The 19,791-nt window shown below is 38.0% G+C and carries 20 protein-coding genes and 1 pseudogene; 14 read left to right on the forward strand and 7 right to left on the reverse strand.

Going from position 1 to position 19,791, the window contains the following annotated elements:
- Window positions 1-182 precede the first annotated feature (182 nt).
- Together PSE72_RS03820 and PSE72_RS03825 are read left to right on the forward strand one after the other, a co-directional pair.
- Entirely contained in the window at window positions 183-911 is a 729-nt protein-coding gene (locus tag PSE72_RS03820; RefSeq protein ID WP_004910250.1) for an SDR family oxidoreductase, read from the forward strand.
- A gap of 44 nt (window positions 912-955) precedes the next feature.
- On the forward strand, window positions 956-2,584 hold the full coding sequence (locus tag PSE72_RS03825; protein WP_004910248.1) for an FGGY-family carbohydrate kinase: 1,629 nt from the start codon (window positions 956-958) through the stop codon (window positions 2,582-2,584).
- Between the two features lie 124 nt (window positions 2,585-2,708).
- Here the strand turns inward: PSE72_RS03825 and PSE72_RS03830 are convergent, their stop codons facing one another.
- A complete protein-coding gene (locus PSE72_RS03830) occupies window positions 2,709-3,098 on the reverse strand; it encodes a hypothetical protein (protein WP_004910246.1) in 390 nt (129 codons plus the stop codon).
- A gap of 1,055 nt (window positions 3,099-4,153) precedes the next feature.
- Between PSE72_RS03830 and PSE72_RS03835 the strand changes: the two genes are divergently transcribed.
- The gene (locus PSE72_RS03835) at window positions 4,154-4,441 is read left to right on the forward strand and encodes a hypothetical protein (protein ID WP_115167408.1); all 288 of its coding nucleotides are present in this window, start codon (window positions 4,154-4,156) and stop codon (window positions 4,439-4,441) included.
- Window positions 4,442-4,512: 71 nt separating this feature from the next.
- Here the strand turns inward: PSE72_RS03835 and PSE72_RS03840 are convergent, their stop codons facing one another.
- Together PSE72_RS03840 and PSE72_RS03845 are read right to left on the reverse strand one after the other, a co-directional pair.
- Window positions 4,513-5,406: an endonuclease/exonuclease/phosphatase family protein gene (locus tag PSE72_RS03840; protein WP_115167409.1), complete on the reverse strand. Its 894-nt coding sequence runs from the start codon at window positions 5,404-5,406 to the stop codon at window positions 4,513-4,515.
- A 257-nt stretch (window positions 5,407-5,663) separates the two neighbouring features.
- Complete coding sequence (locus tag PSE72_RS03845) at window positions 5,664-6,698, reverse strand: LacI family DNA-binding transcriptional regulator (RefSeq protein WP_115167410.1); 1,035 nt, start codon at window positions 6,696-6,698, stop codon at window positions 5,664-5,666.
- A gap of 372 nt (window positions 6,699-7,070) precedes the next feature.
- Here PSE72_RS03845 and PSE72_RS03850 point away from each other — a divergent pair, with 372 nt between their 5' ends.
- Genes PSE72_RS03850 through PSE72_RS03860 form a run of 3 tightly spaced genes read left to right on the forward strand, consistent with a single transcriptional unit; the run spans window position 7,071 to window position 9,094 of the window.
- Window positions 7,071-7,517: a PTS sugar transporter subunit IIA gene (locus PSE72_RS03850; RefSeq protein ID WP_109911223.1), complete on the forward strand. Its 447-nt coding sequence runs from the start codon at window positions 7,071-7,073 to the stop codon at window positions 7,515-7,517.
- A gap of 21 nt (window positions 7,518-7,538) precedes the next feature.
- Window positions 7,539-7,826 carry a PTS sugar transporter subunit IIB gene (locus PSE72_RS03855; protein ID WP_004910231.1) on the forward strand — a complete coding sequence of 96 codons (288 nt, stop codon included), beginning with the start codon at window positions 7,539-7,541 and terminating at the stop codon, window positions 7,824-7,826.
- Window positions 7,827-7,837: 11 nt separating this feature from the next.
- Window positions 7,838-9,094: a PTS ascorbate transporter subunit IIC gene (locus PSE72_RS03860; RefSeq protein ID WP_036958647.1), complete on the forward strand. Its 1,257-nt coding sequence runs from the start codon at window positions 7,838-7,840 to the stop codon at window positions 9,092-9,094.
- A gap of 51 nt (window positions 9,095-9,145) precedes the next feature.
- Here the strand turns inward: PSE72_RS03860 and PSE72_RS19870 are convergent.
- Window positions 9,146-9,388: pseudogene (locus tag PSE72_RS19870) on the reverse strand (hypothetical protein); the annotation flags it as partial.
- A 258-nt stretch (window positions 9,389-9,646) separates the two neighbouring features.
- Between PSE72_RS19870 and PSE72_RS03870 the strand changes: the two are divergent.
- The 3 genes from PSE72_RS03870 (at window position 9,647) to PSE72_RS03880 (ending at window position 12,412) form a co-directional block, all read left to right on the forward strand.
- Window positions 9,647-10,189, forward strand: coding sequence for an RrF2 family transcriptional regulator (locus PSE72_RS03870; protein WP_004910219.1), 543 nt, complete (start codon window positions 9,647-9,649; stop codon window positions 10,187-10,189).
- 132 nt (window positions 10,190-10,321) lie between these two features.
- The gene (locus tag PSE72_RS03875; RefSeq protein WP_217007740.1) at window positions 10,322-11,530 is read left to right on the forward strand and encodes an NAD(P)/FAD-dependent oxidoreductase; all 1,209 of its coding nucleotides are present in this window, start codon (window positions 10,322-10,324) and stop codon (window positions 11,528-11,530) included.
- A gap of 138 nt (window positions 11,531-11,668) precedes the next feature.
- A complete protein-coding gene (locus PSE72_RS03880) occupies window positions 11,669-12,412 on the forward strand; it encodes an ankyrin repeat domain-containing protein (protein ID WP_217007741.1) in 744 nt (247 codons plus the stop codon).
- A gap of 229 nt (window positions 12,413-12,641) precedes the next feature.
- Here the strand turns inward: PSE72_RS03880 and PSE72_RS03885 are convergent, their stop codons facing one another.
- Complete coding sequence (locus tag PSE72_RS03885; RefSeq protein WP_004910213.1) at window positions 12,642-13,586, reverse strand: SPFH domain-containing protein; 945 nt, start codon at window positions 13,584-13,586, stop codon at window positions 12,642-12,644.
- 427 nt (window positions 13,587-14,013) lie between these two features.
- On the opposite strand from PSE72_RS03885, the gene PSE72_RS03890 reads away from it, so the two are divergent.
- From PSE72_RS03890 to PSE72_RS03910, 5 genes are all read left to right on the forward strand, one after another.
- Window positions 14,014-14,967, forward strand: a complete 954-nt coding sequence (locus tag PSE72_RS03890) for a 2-keto-3-deoxygluconate permease 1 (RefSeq protein WP_109911221.1) — start codon at window positions 14,014-14,016, stop codon at window positions 14,965-14,967.
- Between the two features lie 10 nt (window positions 14,968-14,977).
- On the forward strand, window positions 14,978-16,252 hold the full coding sequence (dtnK, locus tag PSE72_RS03895) for a D-threonate kinase (protein ID WP_110731867.1): 1,275 nt from the start codon (window positions 14,978-14,980) through the stop codon (window positions 16,250-16,252).
- A complete protein-coding gene (locus PSE72_RS03900; RefSeq protein WP_109911219.1) occupies window positions 16,242-17,225 on the forward strand; it encodes a D-threonate 4-phosphate dehydrogenase in 984 nt (327 codons plus the stop codon). The genes dtnK and PSE72_RS03900 overlap by 11 nt, the downstream gene beginning before the upstream one ends.
- A gap of 3 nt (window positions 17,226-17,228) precedes the next feature.
- Window positions 17,229-18,005, forward strand: a complete 777-nt coding sequence (locus PSE72_RS03905) for a DeoR/GlpR family DNA-binding transcription regulator (protein ID WP_109911218.1) — start codon at window positions 17,229-17,231, stop codon at window positions 18,003-18,005.
- A 106-nt stretch (window positions 18,006-18,111) separates the two neighbouring features.
- Window positions 18,112-18,543, forward strand: coding sequence for a carboxymuconolactone decarboxylase family protein (locus PSE72_RS03910; protein ID WP_109911217.1), 432 nt, complete (start codon window positions 18,112-18,114; stop codon window positions 18,541-18,543).
- A 66-nt stretch (window positions 18,544-18,609) separates the two neighbouring features.
- Here the strand turns inward: PSE72_RS03910 and map are convergent, their stop codons facing one another.
- Complete coding sequence (gene map, locus PSE72_RS03915) at window positions 18,610-19,380, reverse strand: type I methionyl aminopeptidase (RefSeq protein ID WP_004263445.1); 771 nt, start codon at window positions 19,378-19,380, stop codon at window positions 18,610-18,612.
- Window positions 19,373-19,579 (reverse strand): ParD-like family protein, encoded by a 207-nt coding sequence (locus PSE72_RS03920; protein WP_004910200.1) that lies wholly within the window; start codon window positions 19,577-19,579, stop codon window positions 19,373-19,375. Before PSE72_RS03920 ends, map begins: the two co-directional genes overlap by 8 nt.
- Window positions 19,580-19,791: the final 212 nt, after the last annotated feature.

Genomic DNA, 19,791 nt, shown 5'->3' on the forward strand with positions numbered 1-19,791 from the left:
ATACTGCTACATCGATTGAGCAATATTGAAATTGATGATGCATGAGTTGATATACTGCAAAATAAATACTATCAACCCATCGCATGTAGCCACCTATCCATCCCCGTGACTCATTGCTGTTTCATTAATTTCAGGCGCTTTTCATTCTTACATTTCGCTAAAATATCCGATTGGAGTAAATTATGGCCATTTCTATTGAAAACAAAGTCGCAGCAATTACCGGAGCTGCCTCAGGTATTGGGCTTGAATGTGCACGCACACTGATCAAAGCAGGTGCAAAAGTCGTTCTAATTGACCGCGCAGAAGAGCGATTAAACCAACTTGTTGAAGAATTAGGTGAAAATGCAATTCCATTAGTTATCGATTTAATGAAACCGGAACAAGTTGATGGAATGTTAGATGCCATTTTACAAAAAGCAGGCGGTTTAGACATTTTCCATGCTAACGCTGGTGCCTATATTGGCGGCCCCGTTGCTGAAGGTGACCCTGATGTATGGGATAAAGTTTTAAATTTAAATATTAATGCTGCTTTCCGTTGTGTTCGCGCGGTATTACCTCATTTTATTGCTCAAAAATCAGGCGATGTGTTATTCACCAGTTCAATTGCAGGTGTTGTTCCTGTGATTTGGGAACCGATTTACACCGCATCAAAATTTGCTGTTCAAGCCTTCGTCCATTCAACACGCCGTCAAGTCTCTGAGCATGGTGTGCGTGTTGGTGCGGTATTACCCGGCCCTGTGGTTACTGCCTTACTTGATGATTGGCCAAAAGAAAAAATGGAGGAAGCCTTAGCAAATGGTAGCTTAATGCAACCAATTGAAGTGGCTGAAGCGGTATTATTTATGTTAACTCGCCCACGTAATGTCACTATTCGTGACCTTGTTATTGTGCCTAATAGTGTTGATCTCTAACTTGTCATCTCGCAATTCATTGCAGTTAGCACCTTGGAGGGAAAATGAATAATTCACATGCACCATTAAAAGATAACGATAAAGTCGTTATTGGTATCGATGTTGGCACAGGTAGTGCACGCGCAGGTGTCTTTGATATGTCTGGCAATATGTTAGCGTCTGCCAAACATGATATTACACTATTTCGTGACAACGCCAATTTCGCGGAGCAATCAAGTAACGAAATTTGGGAAGCGGTTTGTTATTGTGTCAAACACGCAATGGCATCATCAAAAGCAAAACCACAACAAGTGACTGGTATTGGCTTTGATGCAACCTGTTCACTAGTTGTCATCGGAACAGATACACAACCAATTACAGTTAGCCCATCGAATGACCCTGAGCGCAATATTATTGTGTGGATGGATCACCGCGCGACAGAGCAAGCTGAGCGTATTAATCAATTAAAACATCCAGTTTTAAACTATGTTGGCGGTAAAATTTCGCCTGAAATGGAAACACCTAAGATTTTATGGCTAAAAGAAAATCTACGTCAATCCTATGATAATGCATGGCAATTTTTTGATTTAGCCGATTTTTTAACTTGGAAATCGACTAATTCTTTGGCTCGTTCAACCTGTACGGTAACCTGTAAGTGGACATATCTAGCCCATGAAAAGCGCTGGGATGCAGATTACTTTCAACAAATTGGTTTATCTGAACTCGCAGATGAAAATTTCGCGCGTATTGGGCAGCTTATTGTCGAACCAGGAACGCCTTGTGGTGAAGGCTTGACGGAAACCGCAGCTCAGCAAATGGGCTTACTAGCAGGAACTCCTGTCGCCGCAGGTATGATAGATGCTCATGCAGGCGGTATTGGTACCGTTGGTGTTAATGGCGATGCAACCGCTAATATGGCCTACGTATTTGGTACATCTTCATGCACGATGACGACCACCAAAGAACCCGTATTTATACCCGGTGTATGGGGGCCTTATTTCAGTGCAATGGTGCCAGGTATGTGGCTAAATGAAGGTGGCCAAAGTGCGGCAGGTGCTGCAATTGACCAGTTACTTTCCTTACACCCCGCTTCAGCACAAGCAAAACTCACTGCAAAAGAACAAGGTAAACCCTTGCCTGTTATGTTAGCGGATTTAGTATTAGAAAAAGCATCGTCACCATCGCAGTCTGTTGAGCTAGCTGAAAAAATACATGTTGTCCCTGAGTTTTTAGGAAATCGAGCCCCTTTTGCTGACCCTCATGCCAGAGCCGTCATTGCTGGCTTAACCATGGATAACAGCATGGAAAATTTACTTTCTTTCTATGTTGCTGGTGTGTGTGGCATTGGCTATGGGTTACGACAAATCATTGAAGCTCAGGCAAAATCCGGTGCTGCAATTGAAAATATTGTCGTCAGTGGCGGTGCTGGCCAACACCCGTTGATCCGCCAATTACTTGCGGATGCGTGCGGTGTCCCTGTGATTTCAACACAAGCCAGTGAGCCTGTTTTACTCGGTTCAGCTATCCTCGGTGCAGTTGCAGGAAAAGTCTGTGACGATGTTGCACAAGCCATGGACCAATTTAGTGCAATTGACCTCACCTACCAAGCCAATGAAGCTTATAAAGCACGCCACGATACAAGATTTACTTCTTTCTTGCATTTACAGCAATGTGCTAGAGAATTAAAAGGCTAATCACGCTAATATGACGTTGAGTCATATTTATACTAAAGAAAGCTGGCTTACGGCTTTCTTTATTTAGGATTCGTATTACCTTATTGCGTTTAATTTAATAAAAGGCATACGCTATCACTCAATTTTAAAAACAATATCTTGCCCATAACGAATCAACCATTTCCTTTGGCATTAAATCGTAATCTCCCTCAACCATAGGAATTGACAAGGATACCTTCCCTTGTTTATCACTATAGGCTTTCACAATGAATTTTTTATACCCTTCTAATCTTGCATTCTTAACCCGAAACACTTCACCACAAACGTAGCCTAAATCACCCTTATCCGCAGTTTGGCGAATAAAATTATATTTCACATTTTTAAATGAAGCGGATTCAGGGAAAGATAAATAGTCTTCAACACTACTTTTTGCCATTTTCACAAGATCAGGCGTAGGGGAATAGTTCAATGTCACCCCTAAAATAAAAGAGCCCCCAGTTAACAATAAAATTGTGAGCAACTTTATAATATTCATATTCTTAAGCTCTCATTTATTCAATAACAAGCCAATTGACCAGGATGACCTAATCACCCCGCCCAAAAATACACTTAAGTAGTTATCATTAGCCAATTGTAAGTAAATAATAATTATTTTAATAATATCCAGTCTTGTCTATATAAGAATACCTTATTAGATAGCTTGTTTTTTCTAATTACTGTCTCCGATAACCACCACCAACAGAGCAAACAAACACAATTAAATTTATAAAGGCTGTTCGTATTTATACTTTATTTTACACATCACATGAGTAAGCATACCAGTATTAAACTAAGAATATAAATAGTACTTGAAACATTAACTGTTTCAATTTGTATTTTTTTAACTAGAGAAGTTTCATTTACCAAAACATAGAAACAATAATAAGCCTTAATTGTTCATCATAGCTTAACAAAAATAAACCCAAATATGTAATAAAAGAATTCAATTTAATAATAGTCATGTCTAAATGTTAATTAACTCACTTAATGAGTATTTAAACTCAATATAAGCGTAAATTAAAATTAAATTATAATGTATTCGTTATTTTCAAATAAGCCCTCCTTGTTAGATCCCACCATTAAAAAATAAAAAACATTTAAAATTCAATTTGATATAAAAAAACATTAGCTTATACCATTTGCCATCTTAATTTTTAACCTATTGTTCATTAATCTCTTTTTTCAGACTAAATTAGCCGAGTTATCGCTTCCACCTTAAGCACAATACAACACAACCAATTGATTAATAAAACAAAAATAAACAAATAGTTAATTAATAAAATGTTATTACTATGATACCAAACAGTTAACATTAATAGTCAACCTCAAAATGCATAAGAATATTTAACAATATCCATATAGTAATTTACCATTAAACTTCTCTATATATCTTCTTTTATCCAATTTTTGATATATACCACCAATCTAAATTACAGAATATTCCTAGTAAAAATTGCTTCTTTTAGCCAATACATAAAATTATCCGGCCAAATTTGACAAAATATTTTTTTTATCTCATGTAGCATTGTTTTCCAAAGAAAAGGGTAAACCATGACAAATATTCAATTACTATTACTTGCAACTAATAACATCAAAAATAACACAGAGCTAAGCCACTCTCAGGAGTCTTATGTATACCAATTTTACTATGCTAACGTCGCAGGTCATTTCGATAGCATTCAAGATTTTCTTACCGTATTTAAGCAGCAGACAGATGCAACATTGGATGCATCTCAACAATTAGCCGAACAGAGTCAGCAAATATACTCAACAGTTGAGTCTTATTTGGAAGTAGCCGAAAAACGGTATGTTGAAAGGAAAAAATTGCTAACCAATTAAGTTAGCATTTACAGTTGAAAAGGCCTACAAACTAAATAAGGCCTTTTATCGATAATTTTTCTGTTAAGCTTCTATTGCTCTTGTAGCTCTAATTCAGCAATTATAGGTAGGTGGTCGCTAACACTTGACCATTGAAACTCTTTGCTATCTGTTGGGATTTCCATATTTTTCACATCCCAAACTTGGCCTTTAAATGTAAAAATATGGTCAATATCTATCGCTGGGTTTACCGCTGGCCAGCTACGATAATCAATACCCTTTAATTCAACTGGGTTCCACATATAACGAATTTCTTGGATAGGCTGTTCATTCGCTGTTGAATTAAAGTCCCCTGCTAATATTTTTATTGATGCCGCAATATTATCAAATCCCGTATCCGTATCCCCAATACTTGCATCTAAAATATGGCGAATTTGTCCAATGCGAATGGTTGGATCTTTCTGCCAATCAAGGTGCGTTCCCATCACTATAATTGGTGCATCAAAACCTGGTTTTGATATTTGGGATATTAATACAACACGTTGTTCAGCATCACCCGAAGGTAAATTAATTACTTTAGATTTATCGATTTTATATTTTGATAAAATTCCCACACCATATTCCCCACCATCAAAATCCAATGCCTTACCAAAAGCAAAATCCATCTTATTGGCTTTAGCTATTTCTTCTATCTGGTGAACTTTTTTACTGCGGGCTGTTTTATTATCAATTTCTGTTAAAACAATCACATCAGCATCTATTTTCGCAATCGCCTTATTTAACTCATCAAGATTACTGACATCTGATGCCAACTCATTTTTACCAATGTTATACGTTGCAACTTTAATTGTCGGTTTGTTTGAAGTGTAAACTTTATTTGGCGTTCCTCCATCCTGTACTTTTAAAACTTCAGAACCCGTCATCGATGCCATCGCACCGCAAGAAACTAAAATTGTAGTGGAAATAACTGTTTTTAGTAATTTCATTGTTTTCCCCTGTGAATATCTAATATGACAAAATAGTGCAAGTGTTGAATAAAATTCTAGCTAAGCTGAATTCATTAACTTGCAGTTTTCATACATTAACAGAGAATAAAAAAGATGTAGTGACCAAGTCGACAATCTTATTTCGAGAGAAAAAAAAACCACCATTGTTTATACAAAATAGTGAGTTACCGCACTATTATTCACTAAGGACAAGCAAGATATTCAATAAAACGTGATTAATAACAATAAATTAAATTTTACGCACTTTGTCTTGCTTCAAATTTATACGGAAAAACAACTCCTTCTTTACGTTCAACAAAATCACAATCGACATCAGCAAGCCATTTTTGTAGTCTTTTCGCTGTTTCTCGAGCCATTTTACTGTAATCAATCCGCACGGAAGTCAGTGATGGATGAATGTGATCACAATTTGAAGAACCTTCAACACAAGCAATTGCTAACATTTTAGGTATCTGAATTAAACGTCTCTGGCACTCAAAAATGACGCCAAGCGCAATCATTTCATGGCTGCAAATCACAGCTTCAAGCTCAGGTTGGCGAGTCAACATCTCACTAATTGCCTGACGACCAAAATCCATCGTTGCAACATACGGCGTTGTAATACTTTGATCTGCACTTTGGTTATACGTCAGCATCGCTCGGTTCCAGCCACTTAATTGTTGGCTTTGCATTTTACTGTCCATTTGAGCGCCAATATAGCCTATCTTCTTATACCCTTTTTGTAACATATAGTTAGTTAAAAAATTAACCGCATCACCAACGTTACTCTTGATATTCAACGTGACTGGATGGTTCGACTCCCCTGCAACACTGACAACTGGAATATCTAAATTCTTTAGATAATTAGACACACTTTCTGAATTTATTGCCCCAAAAATAATCAATGCCGCGGGGTTACTCTGTAATAGTGTCGATAAAACTTCAGACTCTTTTTTTTGCTGGTAATCATGGCTACCAATAACAACTTGATAATTATTTTTGTTCAGCACTTCTTGTAAAGATTGCAGAAAAACTGAACTGGCATTATCACGCAGAGACGGAATTAAAACAGCAACAGTACGGCTTTGACCAGAAGCCAAAATACCTGCCGCAGAATTAGGTATATAACCAAGTTCTTCAACCGCAGCATTAATTTTTTCACGTAATTTGTCGGATACTAATTCAGGTGTACGCAGAGCTCGAGAGACCGTCATGGACCCAACGCCTGCAAATTTTGCGACATCCTGCAACGTGACTCGCCCTGTATTTTTTCTTTTTCGTATTTTTTGCATGTAATACTTTTACTTAGCCTAAACTCATTATTAACCCTAAGGTTGTTGCTCTTCAATGGACAATTTTCATTCGAATCAAGCGTGTTTTTTTTGCTTTTTTCGTGTTCTAGATTAAATGAGCTAAAAATAGCCAATATGGTTCTCTGAAATCTAAAGAAACACTAAAAATCACCAGCTCAGATTAACTTACCACAGGTTGAATTTGTTAATCAGCCGACAAGTGTACTCATTTTGTTTTTGTTCGCTATATTTTCTTAAAATGATAGCGCTATCACGAAAATGAAAGATTCAGCTAGATAGCGCTACCATAGAACACTACTATTCATTCAACCATTACAAAGATAATAATTTCACTCTACCAGGAGCAACCCGATGCTAACGACATTACTGACCCCTAACGTCATTCAAGTCGTCGACAGAGCCAGTGATTGGCAAGAAGCGATAAAAATCGCCTGTAACCCATTAATTAATAATAAACTCATTGAACCGAGATATGTTGATGCAATAATTCAATCGCACGAAAAAATCGGTCCTTATTATGTATTAGGTCCAGGAATTGCCATGCCTCACGCACGCCCTGAAGATGGCGTGAACCAATTATCCCTTGGTTTAACCGTTCTTAAACAAGGGGTTGAATTTGGTTCTGAGGGCAATGACCCAATCAAATTATTAATTGTACTCGCAGCAACCGATAGCAATAGCCATATCGGCGCCATCGCAAAATTAGCTGAACTTTTTGATAATCAAGAAGATATTGACAGCATCATGCAATCAGAAAACGTAGATGACATTCTTAAAATCATCGCTAAATATGAATAATTAGATATTAAGGTAAATATTATGAAAATTACTGTTGTTTGTGGAAATGGCTTGGGCACAAGCTTAATGATGGAAATGAGCATTAAGAATATTTTAAAAGATCTGCAAGTCAGTGCAGATGTTGACCATGTGGATTTAGGTTCCGCAAAAGGCACCGTAAGCGATATCTTTGTTGGTACAAGCGACATTGCAGAGCAATTAGTTGCTCAACAAGTTGGTGGTGAAATCGTTGCTCTGGAAAATATGATTGATAAAGTTGCAATGAAAGAGCGCCTGACTGTTGCTTTACAAAAACTTGGTGCAATGTAAGCGGAGGCACTATGTCATTTTTTCGTTTTCTGATGCAGGATGTTTTATCTGAGCCAGCCATTCTTGTAGGTTTAATCGCACTTATTGGTTTGATCGCGCAGAAAAAACCGGTAACTGAATGTATTAAAGGCACCATCAAAACCATCATGGGTTTTGTGATCTTAGGTGCTGGTGCAGGCTTAGTCGTCAGCTCGCTAGGCGATTTCTCAGCCATTTTCCAACATGCCTTTGGTATTAACGGCGTTGTTCCAAATAACGAAGCTATCGTGTCTATCGCACAAAAAAGCTTCGGCCGTGAAATGGCAATGATTATGTTCTTTGCGATGCTAATCAATATCTTGATTGCTCGCTTAACACCCTGGAAATTTATTTTCCTTACAGGGCACCATACTTTATTCATGTCCATGATGATTGCGGTTATCTTAGCTACCGCAGGAATGGAAGGAACCCTATTAGTGACTGTTGGTTCATTAATTGTTGGCTTTTGTATGGTATTTTTCCCTGCAATTGCCCACCCTTATATGAAAAAAGTGACGGGTTCAGATGACGTTGCGATTGGTCATTTCTCAACGATTTCTTATGTTTTAGCTGGGTTCATTGGTAGCAAGTTCGGTAACAAAGAACATTCAACAGAAGATATGAATGTCCCGAAAAGCTTGCTGTTTTTAAGAGATACTCCTGTCGCTATCTCTTTCACCATGTTCATTATTTTTATCATTACATGCTTATTTGCCGGCGGTGATTTCGTTCGCGAAGTCAGTGGTGGCAAGAATTGGTTCATGTTCTCATTGATGCAATCCATTACATTTGCTGCCGGTGTATATATTATTCTGCAAGGTGTGCGCATGGTTATTGCAGAAATTGTTCCTGCGTTTAAAGGTATCTCTGACAAATTAGTCCCTAACGCAAAACCGGCTTTAGACTGCCCAGTTGTCTTCCCATATGCACCAAACGCGGTGTTAGTCGGTTTTTTAAGTAGTTTCGCTGCTGGTGTTTTGGGAATGTTCGTTCTGTATGCATTAAATATGACGGTGATTATTCCAGGCGTTGTACCGCATTTCTTCGTGGGTGCTGCTGCAGGTGTTTTTGGTAATGCAACAGGCGGTCGTCGTGGGGCTATCTTGGGTGCATTTGCTCAAGGATTACTAATTACCTTCCTACCTGTATTCCTATTACCTGTTCTTGGGGATATTGGTATTGCTAATACGACATTCAGTGACGCTGACTTTGGCGCAATCGGAATTTTATTAGGCATTATAGTTCGCTAAGGTAAGACTCCCCATCGCAAATTTGCGAGTGGGGAGTTGTTTGCGGTTACCCTACTTTCCCAGCCAAGCCCCATCTCTAAATAAAAACTCCTGTAGCATAATTAAATCATCCGGTGTTACGTGGATCATACCTTCTCCGGGAACATCAATTTCCGCAATCATAAATAGTGCTAACGTGGTTAATGATGGCAATATGAGTATCAACCAATTTTTCCCTTTTGTTCCGCGTATATTGTAACCAATAAGAATATTTGAACAGATAGCAAAAAAGCTCAGCAAAAACCAAACCGCATTTAGATTTTCATTCAATATATCAATAAAAATTCGTTCAATCTTAAGATAAAGCGCCTCTAACTAAGGATCATACATAGAAATATGTACGACAAAGGACAGCGCTTGTAGCCCCATAGCTCTATTTATCAAATGCCATAATGCAACTTGTTGCAGCTTACATTAATAACGCGGACTAACCTTATCTTAGTTCTATTGACAATTAAAACGGAGACCTGTATTGTCCTTGTTTATAAATAGATGCTTAGGAAATTTAAATAAATGGCACACATTACTGTCAGTGTTGAATATGGTATCCATTGTCTACTTTGGTTTGTTGATAATCCCGAACGCTCTCTTAGCAGTAGAGAACTTGCAGAGTTACAAGGCATCTCTCCAAGTTTTCTAGCAAAAATTTTGCCTCGGTTAGAAAAGGCTGGGATCGTGAGTTCGAATGAGGGAATTAGAGGTGGATATCGATTGGCATTGCCTCCTGAAAAAATTACATTTCTATCTATAATTGATGCAATAGAAGGCTATAAACCTCTTTTCGAGTGTCAGGAAATACGGCGCCGTTGTGCTGTTTTCGAAGAAAATGGTCTACCACAATGGGCTATTTCTGGTACCTGCTCCGTACATAAAGTCATTCTTCAAGCTGAAAATGCAATGAGAGATGTATTAGCTAACCAAACCCTTGCTGATGTGGCGCAGCGTCTATGTCAAATCGCGCCTAATAGCTTTTATAGAGATGTAAACTCCTGGATGGATCAAAAAATTGAGGCTAGAACAGTTCGTTCAAACAAAGGAGGTCGTGGGAAAACATAACATATAATCCTATAGCCTTACCTTAAATTCACATCGTTTGTATTTAATTAATAACATCTTCACTGGTGCGGGTTTTTATTATTTAAAATTTGCAAATGAGCACTTAACGTTAATCTTCAAAGGAATTCAATAATGACAGCTAAAATTGTTATTGCAGGATCTGGTTTTGCTGGTTTTTGGGCTGCTATTTCAGCAATGCGGGTAATTTCACAAGCTAATAAAGAAAATAGCATCAAAGTTATTTTAATTTCAGCAAGGCCTAACCTCACTATACGACCGCGTTTATATGAAGCAAAGCTGGATAATATGTCCCCAGATATTTCAAAGCAGCTAGCTGCCGTCGGAGTTGAATATATTGCAGGTAAAATCCAAAATATCGATACAGATGCAAAATTATTAACCATTAATCTAGCTAATGGCAACCAAACTTCACTAGTTTATGAGCGCTTTATTCTGGCAACGGGTAGCCAATTAAACGTACCTCCTGTTCCTGGATTTGATAAGTATGGCTTTGATGTTGATTCATTAGAAGCTGCGCATCGTCTTGAAACACATTTACAAGCACTAAAGAACAAACCGGAAACTTTAGCTAGAAACACCGTTGTGGTAGTAGGTGGAGGGTTAACAGGCATAGAAAGCGCCGCGGAAATGCCAACACGCCTGAAAAAAATTCTAGGTGGATCTACAAAGAGCCGAGTATTTATAATTGACTCAGAACCCACTGTGGGAGCCGGAATGGGAGCAGACATCTCTCCTGTAATTCAACAAGCTTTAATTGAATGTGGCGTTGAATTACGCGCGGGATTACGAGTCGAAGCACTAAGCCATGATGGAGTTACTCTGTCAAACGGTGAGTACATCGAATCAAATACTGTCGTATTAGCGACAGGAGTAAAAGCAAGTTCTCTAACGGAACAGATTCGCGGTGAACGTGACGCTAGTAATAGGATTATCTCGGATAATTATTTACACGCACAAGCTGTCTCAAATGTTTTCGTCGCAGGAGATACTGTCAAAGCTCCCACTGATAATCAAGGAAATCATAATTTAATGACTTGCCAACATGCCCTAAGTTTAGGCCGTGTTGCAGGGCATAATGCAGCCGCTGAACTGTTAGGGCTTCCTCTTCATCCTTACAGTCAGCCTAAATATGTAACCTGCCTTGATTTAGGGGCTTGGGGGGCTCTTTATACCGAAGGTTGGCAGAGAGAAATACATTATATTAAAAAGGAAGGGAAAAAAATAAAACAAGAAATAAATACTAAGTGGATATACCCGCCTGAATTAGAAAAAAATGAGCTATTTGCTATCGCCGCTCCAGATTATGTCATCGTTCCTTGAGGTAAAATTTAAATTTAATATATTCAAGTAAAATAAATCGGAATAACCGCATAAAAATACAATAAGTATGATTTGTATTGCTTTGTGTCGTTTATTTTTCAATACTGATAAATAACTAAATATTAATAAGGTTTAAATATGTATATTAAAAAAATTATATTTGCTTTTTCATTAATTACTTTTGGGGCAGTATCACAAGCCCAAGTTGTTAATAATAATAACCCTTTAAAATATAGGCATTTTAAAACAGATTACGCTACGATGGTCGAACTAGCGAATAAAGAACGTTTACCTTGGAGAGTCTTCTATGAAAGTCCTAGTGAAGGCGTCAATGCCGAATGGTTTGATGCCGTAAAGCAGGGAGATTTAGACAAAGTAAAACAAATGGTTACTGAGGGGCAAGATATAGAAGCCAAAGACACTGGTAGCTTAGACCAAACGGCTCTAGGATGGGCTGCCTTTATTGGTGATGAAGCAATGGTTGATTATCTTATCTCGCAAAATGCTAATCTTTGGGCAACTGATACAGGTGACGTATATAACGTACTAAAATCCGCGGTACTCGGTAATAATGTCAATGTTGTAAAAAAAGTCCATCAGCTAATGAAAAATGAAGTAGACTTGAATAATCAGCAGATTGAAAGTGATGGTGAAACATTAATCATGATAGCTGCAAGTAATAATAGAATGGAAACGGTTAAATACTTATTATCGCAAGGGGCAGATATTAACCGAAGTACAACGACTGATGATGTAACCATGTTTTCTTATGACCAAAGTGCATTAACTTATGTATGTAAAAATAATCTTCCAGAAATGCAAAAATTCCTTATTGATAATGGTGCACTAAATCATCGTACCGGTAAACCATCTTGTAATTGATTTATAGGAATATTGGGTAATAACAGAATTATTTTCACCAATCATGCAAATAAGTTATTTTTAGCATAACAAAAGTATTGGACGTGCCCTTCTATATATTAAATAGACTGATTCCGATTATATATCGAAATCAGGCTATACAATCAATTGACTAAAAGTGCCCAACTTTATGTGGTTACTTCAAGCTTAATAGAACAGGTTGTAAATGTATTCATTCTTTTAATGAAAATTACTGGCTATTACGCATATCCATAATCATTTTGCCATCATAGTCTGCACCAACCACAATATTAGGCACCTCACCTTTATATTTGTGAGCTTTAATTTGTTCAATCTCTAACTGTTTCCAATTGATCATTTCACGGGTAATAGTACGTTGTAATATCGCATTAGCTTCAGCTTCTTTCTGTGCAGCATACAATTTTGCATCCGCTTCTTGGCGCATCGCAAATGAACTTGCTTGTGCATTACGTTCTCTAGCGATGGCTTGTTGTTCAGCAGACTCTCTTTCCGCTTCAGCAATAACAACCTTTTTCTGAGCTAATTCACGCTCTTTTTCTGCCTCTGCTTTTGCTTGGTTAATTTGCTCTTGGCGCATTTTAGTATTAACCACTTGCTCTTGTACAACTTCAGGCAAAGTAATATCTTGGATCATAATTTCTTTTATTGTATAGCCATAAGGGGATGCATACCCTTGAATAGCATCACGAATAGATTCTTGTAATTTTCTTTGTGTATCTGCTGTATAAAGATCTTGCGCATTAGCAACATCTTTACCAAATTCCAAAATCGTTGAAATCAATTTTTGGCGTACATATTTATCTAAAGCTTCACTTTCTGTACCACCATTAATACGTAATACCGGAGCTTTAGAACCATCAAACTGAAGCATTACCGTAATATCAACAATAGATTTTAGTTTATCTTGTGAAGGTACTCTTAGCTCTTTTAGTGATACACGAATATCTTTTGTTGAGTACGTATCAAACGTTGTAAACGGGTTAATTGGAAAATGTAAACCTGCATCATAAGCAACTGGATCGACTTTTCCTAAAAATGTTCCTACCTTAACCGAACCATCTTGGACAATGGTATATGAGTTAATACCTACAAGGCCGATAACTAGTAGTAATGCAGCGCCAACAACCAATTTAATCATTGATTTAAATTGCATGAGTTAATCCCTATCAAATAATAATTATAATAAAGCGCCTATTGTCACTACTTGCTTTCTAACTACAAGTCTAATAATCCTAAATTTAAAAACACTAAATTTACTGTTTCTATCTTGGTAAAAATGTATTGATAAGTCATTACAGATAATTTTTTTATAAAGCTAGTTTTATCCTTTTAAATTATTACTGCTTATTTTCAATCATAAAACATATGAATGATTATTTATAATCACCACCTTAATCAGTTGAGATGACGTTCACCCCATCTTAAAATCAATAAATCGTTATTTTCAACCAAAAAAACAGCAATTTTAAGCATGTAACGCCGATTAATAATAAAGGGGATTATTGCGATCTTGATCACTGTTGTTTTTGATTGATTAAATATAATCATTGTGACTAAAATAAATCATGGCGGAGAAAACCATGCAAATAAAAAAATCGATTGAACGTATACCTGGTGGCATGATGGTTGTGCCATTAGTACTTGGTGCCCTAATCAACACCTTTGCTCCTCAAGCTCTCGAAATCGGTGGCTTTACGACATCACTATTTAAAAATGGTGCCCCTGCTCTTATTGGCGCATTCTTGCTTTGTATGGGTGCAGGAATTAGTTTCAAGGCAGCACCTCAAGCTTTATTACAAGGAGGTACAATTACCTTAACAAAATTAGTCGTTGCGATTGCTCTTGGCCTAGGAGTCGATTATCTCTTTGGAATGGAAGGGATTTTTGGTTTAACTGGTGTTGCAATTATTGCAGCAATGAGTAATTCAAATGGTGGTTTATATGCCGCTTTAGTTGGGGAGTTTGGTAATAAACGAGACGTTGGTGCTATCTCAATTTTATCTCTTAATGATGGCCCCTTCTTTACGATGATCGCGCTAGGCGCAGCTGGTATGGCAAATATCCCTTTAATGGCATTAGTTGCGGTTCTTGTTCCGTTAATTGTTGGTATGATCTTAGGAAATCTAGACCCACATATGCGCGATTTTCTAACAAAAGGTGGGCCAATATTAATTCCTTTCTTCGCGTTTGCACTAGGCGCAGGGATCAACTTAGAAATGCTATTACAAGGTGGGCTCGCGGGTATTTTACTCGGTGCGCTGACTACGTTTGTTGGCGGCTGGTTTAATATTCGAGCAGACCGTCTAGTTGGAGGCTCTGGTATAGCAGGTGCTGCAGCCTCAAGTACCGCAGGAAATGCAGTGGCAACACCACTCGCTATCGCACAAGCCGACCCATCCTTAGAGGCTATCGCGCTTTCTGCGGCTCCATTGATTGCTGCATCCGTGATTACCACCGCTATTCTAACCCCTATCCTGACCTCTTGGGTTGCTAAACGTCAACAAGCAAGACAACCCCAACAAACTGAAGAGTAAGGAGTTATTTATGAAGCTATTAGTTATTGCGGATGACTTTACAGGGGCAAATGATACCGGTGTTCAATTTGCTAAAAAGCATGCGCGTACAGAGATACTTCTTGATAGTACACAAAAACATTCTTGGTTTGCTGATGTCGTTGTGCTTAACACAGAAAGTCGTGCATTAAATGCACAAGTTGCTTCAGAAAACCTACGAAATAGCCTGAAACCTTTTTTATCTCAGAAGGATAAACCTGTCATTTATAAAAAAATTGACTCAACATTTCGCGGTAATATCGGTGCAGAAATAGAGACAATTATGTCAGAAACAGGCTTAAAATTTGCTATTGTTGCCGCAGCTATTCCTGCGGCAGGACGCGTAACGTTAAATGGTGAATGCCTCGTTCATGGAAAAGCACTTGTTGAAACTGAATTTGCTTCTGACCCTAAAACACCAATAGTTTCATCACGCATCCAAACTATCGTCCATCAACAGACTACCCTGCCTGTTATTGAAGTGTATCTAGACCAAATACGTTCAGGCCAATTCGTAACATGGTTACAAGCACAAAAGCCAACGCAAGCCAGTATCATCGTCACGGATGCTGAAAATGATGAAGATCTAACCCTAATTGCTAAGGCTGTATTTTCAATAGCTCAACCTTGCCTACTCGTTGGAGCTGCGGGCTTTGCAAATGCATTGCCTGAGATTATTTTCATGGATAAAAAGCAAGGGCTACCGTTATTTATTGTCGCTGGCTCAATGAGCAGCGCAACAATTGAACAGGTAAACTATGCACAAACGCATTGTGATGCCAGTGTTATTGATGTTGATGTAACGCAAGTACTTGCAGCCACTACACAAGATAACTATATGGCTGCGCTCATCAAAGAAATTAGTCAAACATTAAACCAACAAAAACACACCATCATACGAACCAGCCGAGATGTGCAAGATAGGCATCATATTGATGACCTATGCACTACCTACGGTATGACACGTAATGAATTGGGAAAAAATATCAGCGACTTTATTAGTTTGCTGACCTTAAAAACGCTGTCTGTTTCCAGCATCGGGGGACTTTTTTTAACAGGTGGAGATATTGCGATTGCGGTTGCCAATACTTTGGGAGCAAAAGGTTATCGAATTCAATCTGAAGTAATGCCATGTATACCTTGCGGCACTTTTATTGACAGTGAAATTGATGATTTACCCGTGATCACCAAAGCGGGAGGGTTTGGTCAAATAACCACTTTATGCGAAGCCATCAAATATATTGAGGAAATTTATTGTGAAAAATAATGTTGTTGCTATTACGATGGGAGATCCTGCTGGTATTGGCCCAGAAATTATCGTCAAATCCCTTGCAGAAGGTGAACTTGCAGGAGCCTCTGCCGTTGTTATCGGTTGTGCATCAACAATGCAGCGATTAATTAAATCGGGGTTAGTTCCTCAGGTAAAAATCAATGTGATACAAAATATCAAAGAAGCTCAATTTTCAGCGGATACCATCAATATTATTGATGAACCCTTAGCCGATCCTAGCGCGCTTATTGCGGGCAAGGTCCAAGCTCAAGCTGGTGACTTAGCATTTCGTTGTATTAAACGTGCGACTGAACTAGCACTCGCAGGCGAAGTGAAAGCGATTGCTACTGCACCTTTAAATAAAGAAGCATTACACCTTGCTGGGCACAACTACCCAGGTCACACTGAACTTCTTGCCCAGCTAACCAATACCAAAGATTATGCCATGGTGCTTTATACAGAAAAATTAAAAGTCATCCATGTCACGACACATATTGCATTGCGTAAATTTTTAGATACATTAAATAGCGAGCGTATCATAACCGTGTCTCGTATCGCATCAGACTTTTTAAAACGCGTTGGTTATGAAAAACCGCGTATTGCTATCGCAGGCGTTAATCCTCATGCTGGGGAAAATGGTTTATTTGGTGATGAAGAAATCGTATATTTACAACCAGCTATAGAACAGGTAAGGTCTGAAGGTATTGATGTTTATGGCCCTTGTCCTCCAGATACTGTATTTTTACAAGCCTATCAAGGGCAATATGACATTGTCGTTGCCATGTATCACGACCAGGGTCATATTCCTTTGAAATTATTAGGTTTTTATGATGGTGTTAATATCACTGCGGGTCTTCCGTTCTTGCGCACATCAGCCGATCACGGTACCGCATTTGATATTGCTTGGACGGGTAAAGCAAATCCTGAAAGTATGGCCATCTCACTTAAACTTGCGATGAATGTAGTATAACTAATGAGCACAATGGATAGATTAGATTTAATACTTGAGTATCTTAAACAGCATAACCTCGTCACTGTTGAGGAACTAGTACAAGCACTATCCGTATCAGCGGCTACTATCCGGCGTGATCTCATTAAACTTGATGAAACTGGGGTTATCTCTCGCACACATGGCGGTGTAACCCTCAATCGTTTCATTCCTGTTCAGCCCACTACATCGGAAAAAAACCAGCGTAATCTAAGAGAAAAACGGGCTATTGCGAAAACAGCAGCCCGTTTAATTGAACCAGGTAGCACAGTTTTACTTGACGCAGGAACAACCATGCTTGAGCTAGCGCGGGAGCTCACTCATATGCCCCTGCGTGTTATCACCTCTGACCTCCATATTGCTCTTTTTCTTTCTGAATTCAAACAAATTGAAGTCACAATTGTTGGTGGACGAATTGACGATAGTAGCCAATCTTGTATTGGTGAGCATGGGCGCGTTTTATTACGTAGTATTTATCCTGATATCGCATTCATTAGTTGTAACTCTTGGAGTTTAGAAAAAGGAATTACAACACCAACAGAAGAAAAAGCTGGGCTAAAACGTGATCTAATAACAAATGCTACACGTTCTGTTATGCTTGCTGATAGTAGTAAATACGGTAAATGGTCATTATTTCGTGTCGCTCAAATAGACGAATTCACAGATATTATTACAGACAACCAACTTCCTCTCGATATTCATCAAAAATTTATAGATTCTTGTCGTACTAATCTAATATTGGTTTCCACAAATGCCACTTAATGCTATTGAACGTGATTTCTTTATAAAATAAAGTAGCGCAACCTTCCAACCAAACCGCACCAAACATTGCATTTTATCTGACAACAAAATATGTAAGGAATCACTCATGAGTGAACTGAGATTAGCCTATTACAATTTATCACCTGAAGCTTATAAAGGGCTTATTGATTGCAAAAATGCATTGGATAAGAGCGGGTTAGATAACGAACTGATAGAACTCATCTATTTAAGAGTTTCACAAATCAATGGCTGTGCATTTTGCCTAGATATGCATGCAAATTCATTGCGTTCAAATGGCGTTAGTAACAAAAAAATTGATACTCTCGCTGGCTGGCAGGTCAGTCATCATTTTAATTCATTAGAACGCGCTGCATTAGCTTGGACAGAAGCGGTTGTTAATATAGCTACCAGTGGTACATCAGATGCTCTCTTTAATGAATTAAAACACCATTTTTCTGATGCTCAAATTTCTGATCTAACCATCGCTATTGGTTTAATGAGTGCATTTAATCGTATAGCAATAGCACTGAGACAATAGTAAAAATTTGCATAAAAAAAGCTTGTTACCATAATGGCAGCAAGCTTATAAACTCTATTTTTAACGCTATTTTTCTTCATCGCGTAGTGTTAAAACTTCATAACCATCTTTAGTAACTAATACCGTATGTTCCGATTGTGCAGATAATTTTTTATCTCTCGTTACGACCGTCCAGCCATCTTTTTTTGTTTTAATTTTCATTCCACCTTGGTTGATCATTGGCTCTATCGTAAATGTCATTCCTTCTTTTAATTCTACCCCTTTCCCTCGTACGCCATAATGAAGAACTTGCGGGTCTTCATGCATTTCACGGCCAATACCATGCCCACAATATTCACGTACAACACTATAACCTTTAGATTCCGCATAATGTTGAATAGCAGAACCAATATCACCTAACGTTGCGCCTGGTTTAACTTGCTTTATGCCTTCCCACATAGCGGCATAAGTATCTTTAACTAACTTACGTGCCAGTGGTGAAGCTTCCGGCATCACATACATTTTACTTGAATCGGCAATGAAACCATTTTTCTCTAGCGTAATATCAACATTAATAATGTCTTTTGCTTTTAAAATTTCATCTGTTTTTGGAACGCCATGGCAAACGACTTCATTTAGAGACGTGTTCAAAACATATTGGTAGCCATATTGCCCTTTACTGGCAGGCCTTGCTTGTAACTCATTAACAATATAGCTTTCAACTTTATCATTAATTTCCATCGTAGAAATACCAGGTACGATAAATGAATCCAACATCTTAAAAACACTAGCCAAAAGTCGTCCAGACTCACGCATCAGTTCAATTTCTTCTGCTGTTTTAATTGTAATATTATTCATGAACCTTTCCTTTTAATTCAATTGACTCTTTCTCTAACATTTCATTGATTAACATAGTAAATGTCTTATTCGGGTTTAATTCAGCTTGCATTCCAATTTTAATCCAAAATTCTGCCTGTGAATTAATCGACCGGGACATAACTTGGCTCGCATGGCGTAGATAATCATGCAATTCATCTGAAATTTTTACGATACCCAAAATAACCTCAACAATATGATATGTATACAAACCATGTATAGATCATATAACAGGAAGGTGATGATTCAAAGTACTCACGTTTTGTATAGCACAAAGCGCATGAAAAACAGCCTATAAATATCACCATTAAGTTTCTTAAGTTAAATCCGCCATCAAAGTATTTATTTTGTTGATCCGCTATGATGGAGCCCGAGGTATGTAATTCCTATGTG

The organism is Providencia sp. PROV116, assembly GCF_028482485.1.
Classification (GTDB): Bacteria; Pseudomonadota; Gammaproteobacteria; order Enterobacterales; family Enterobacteriaceae; genus Providencia; species Providencia rettgeri.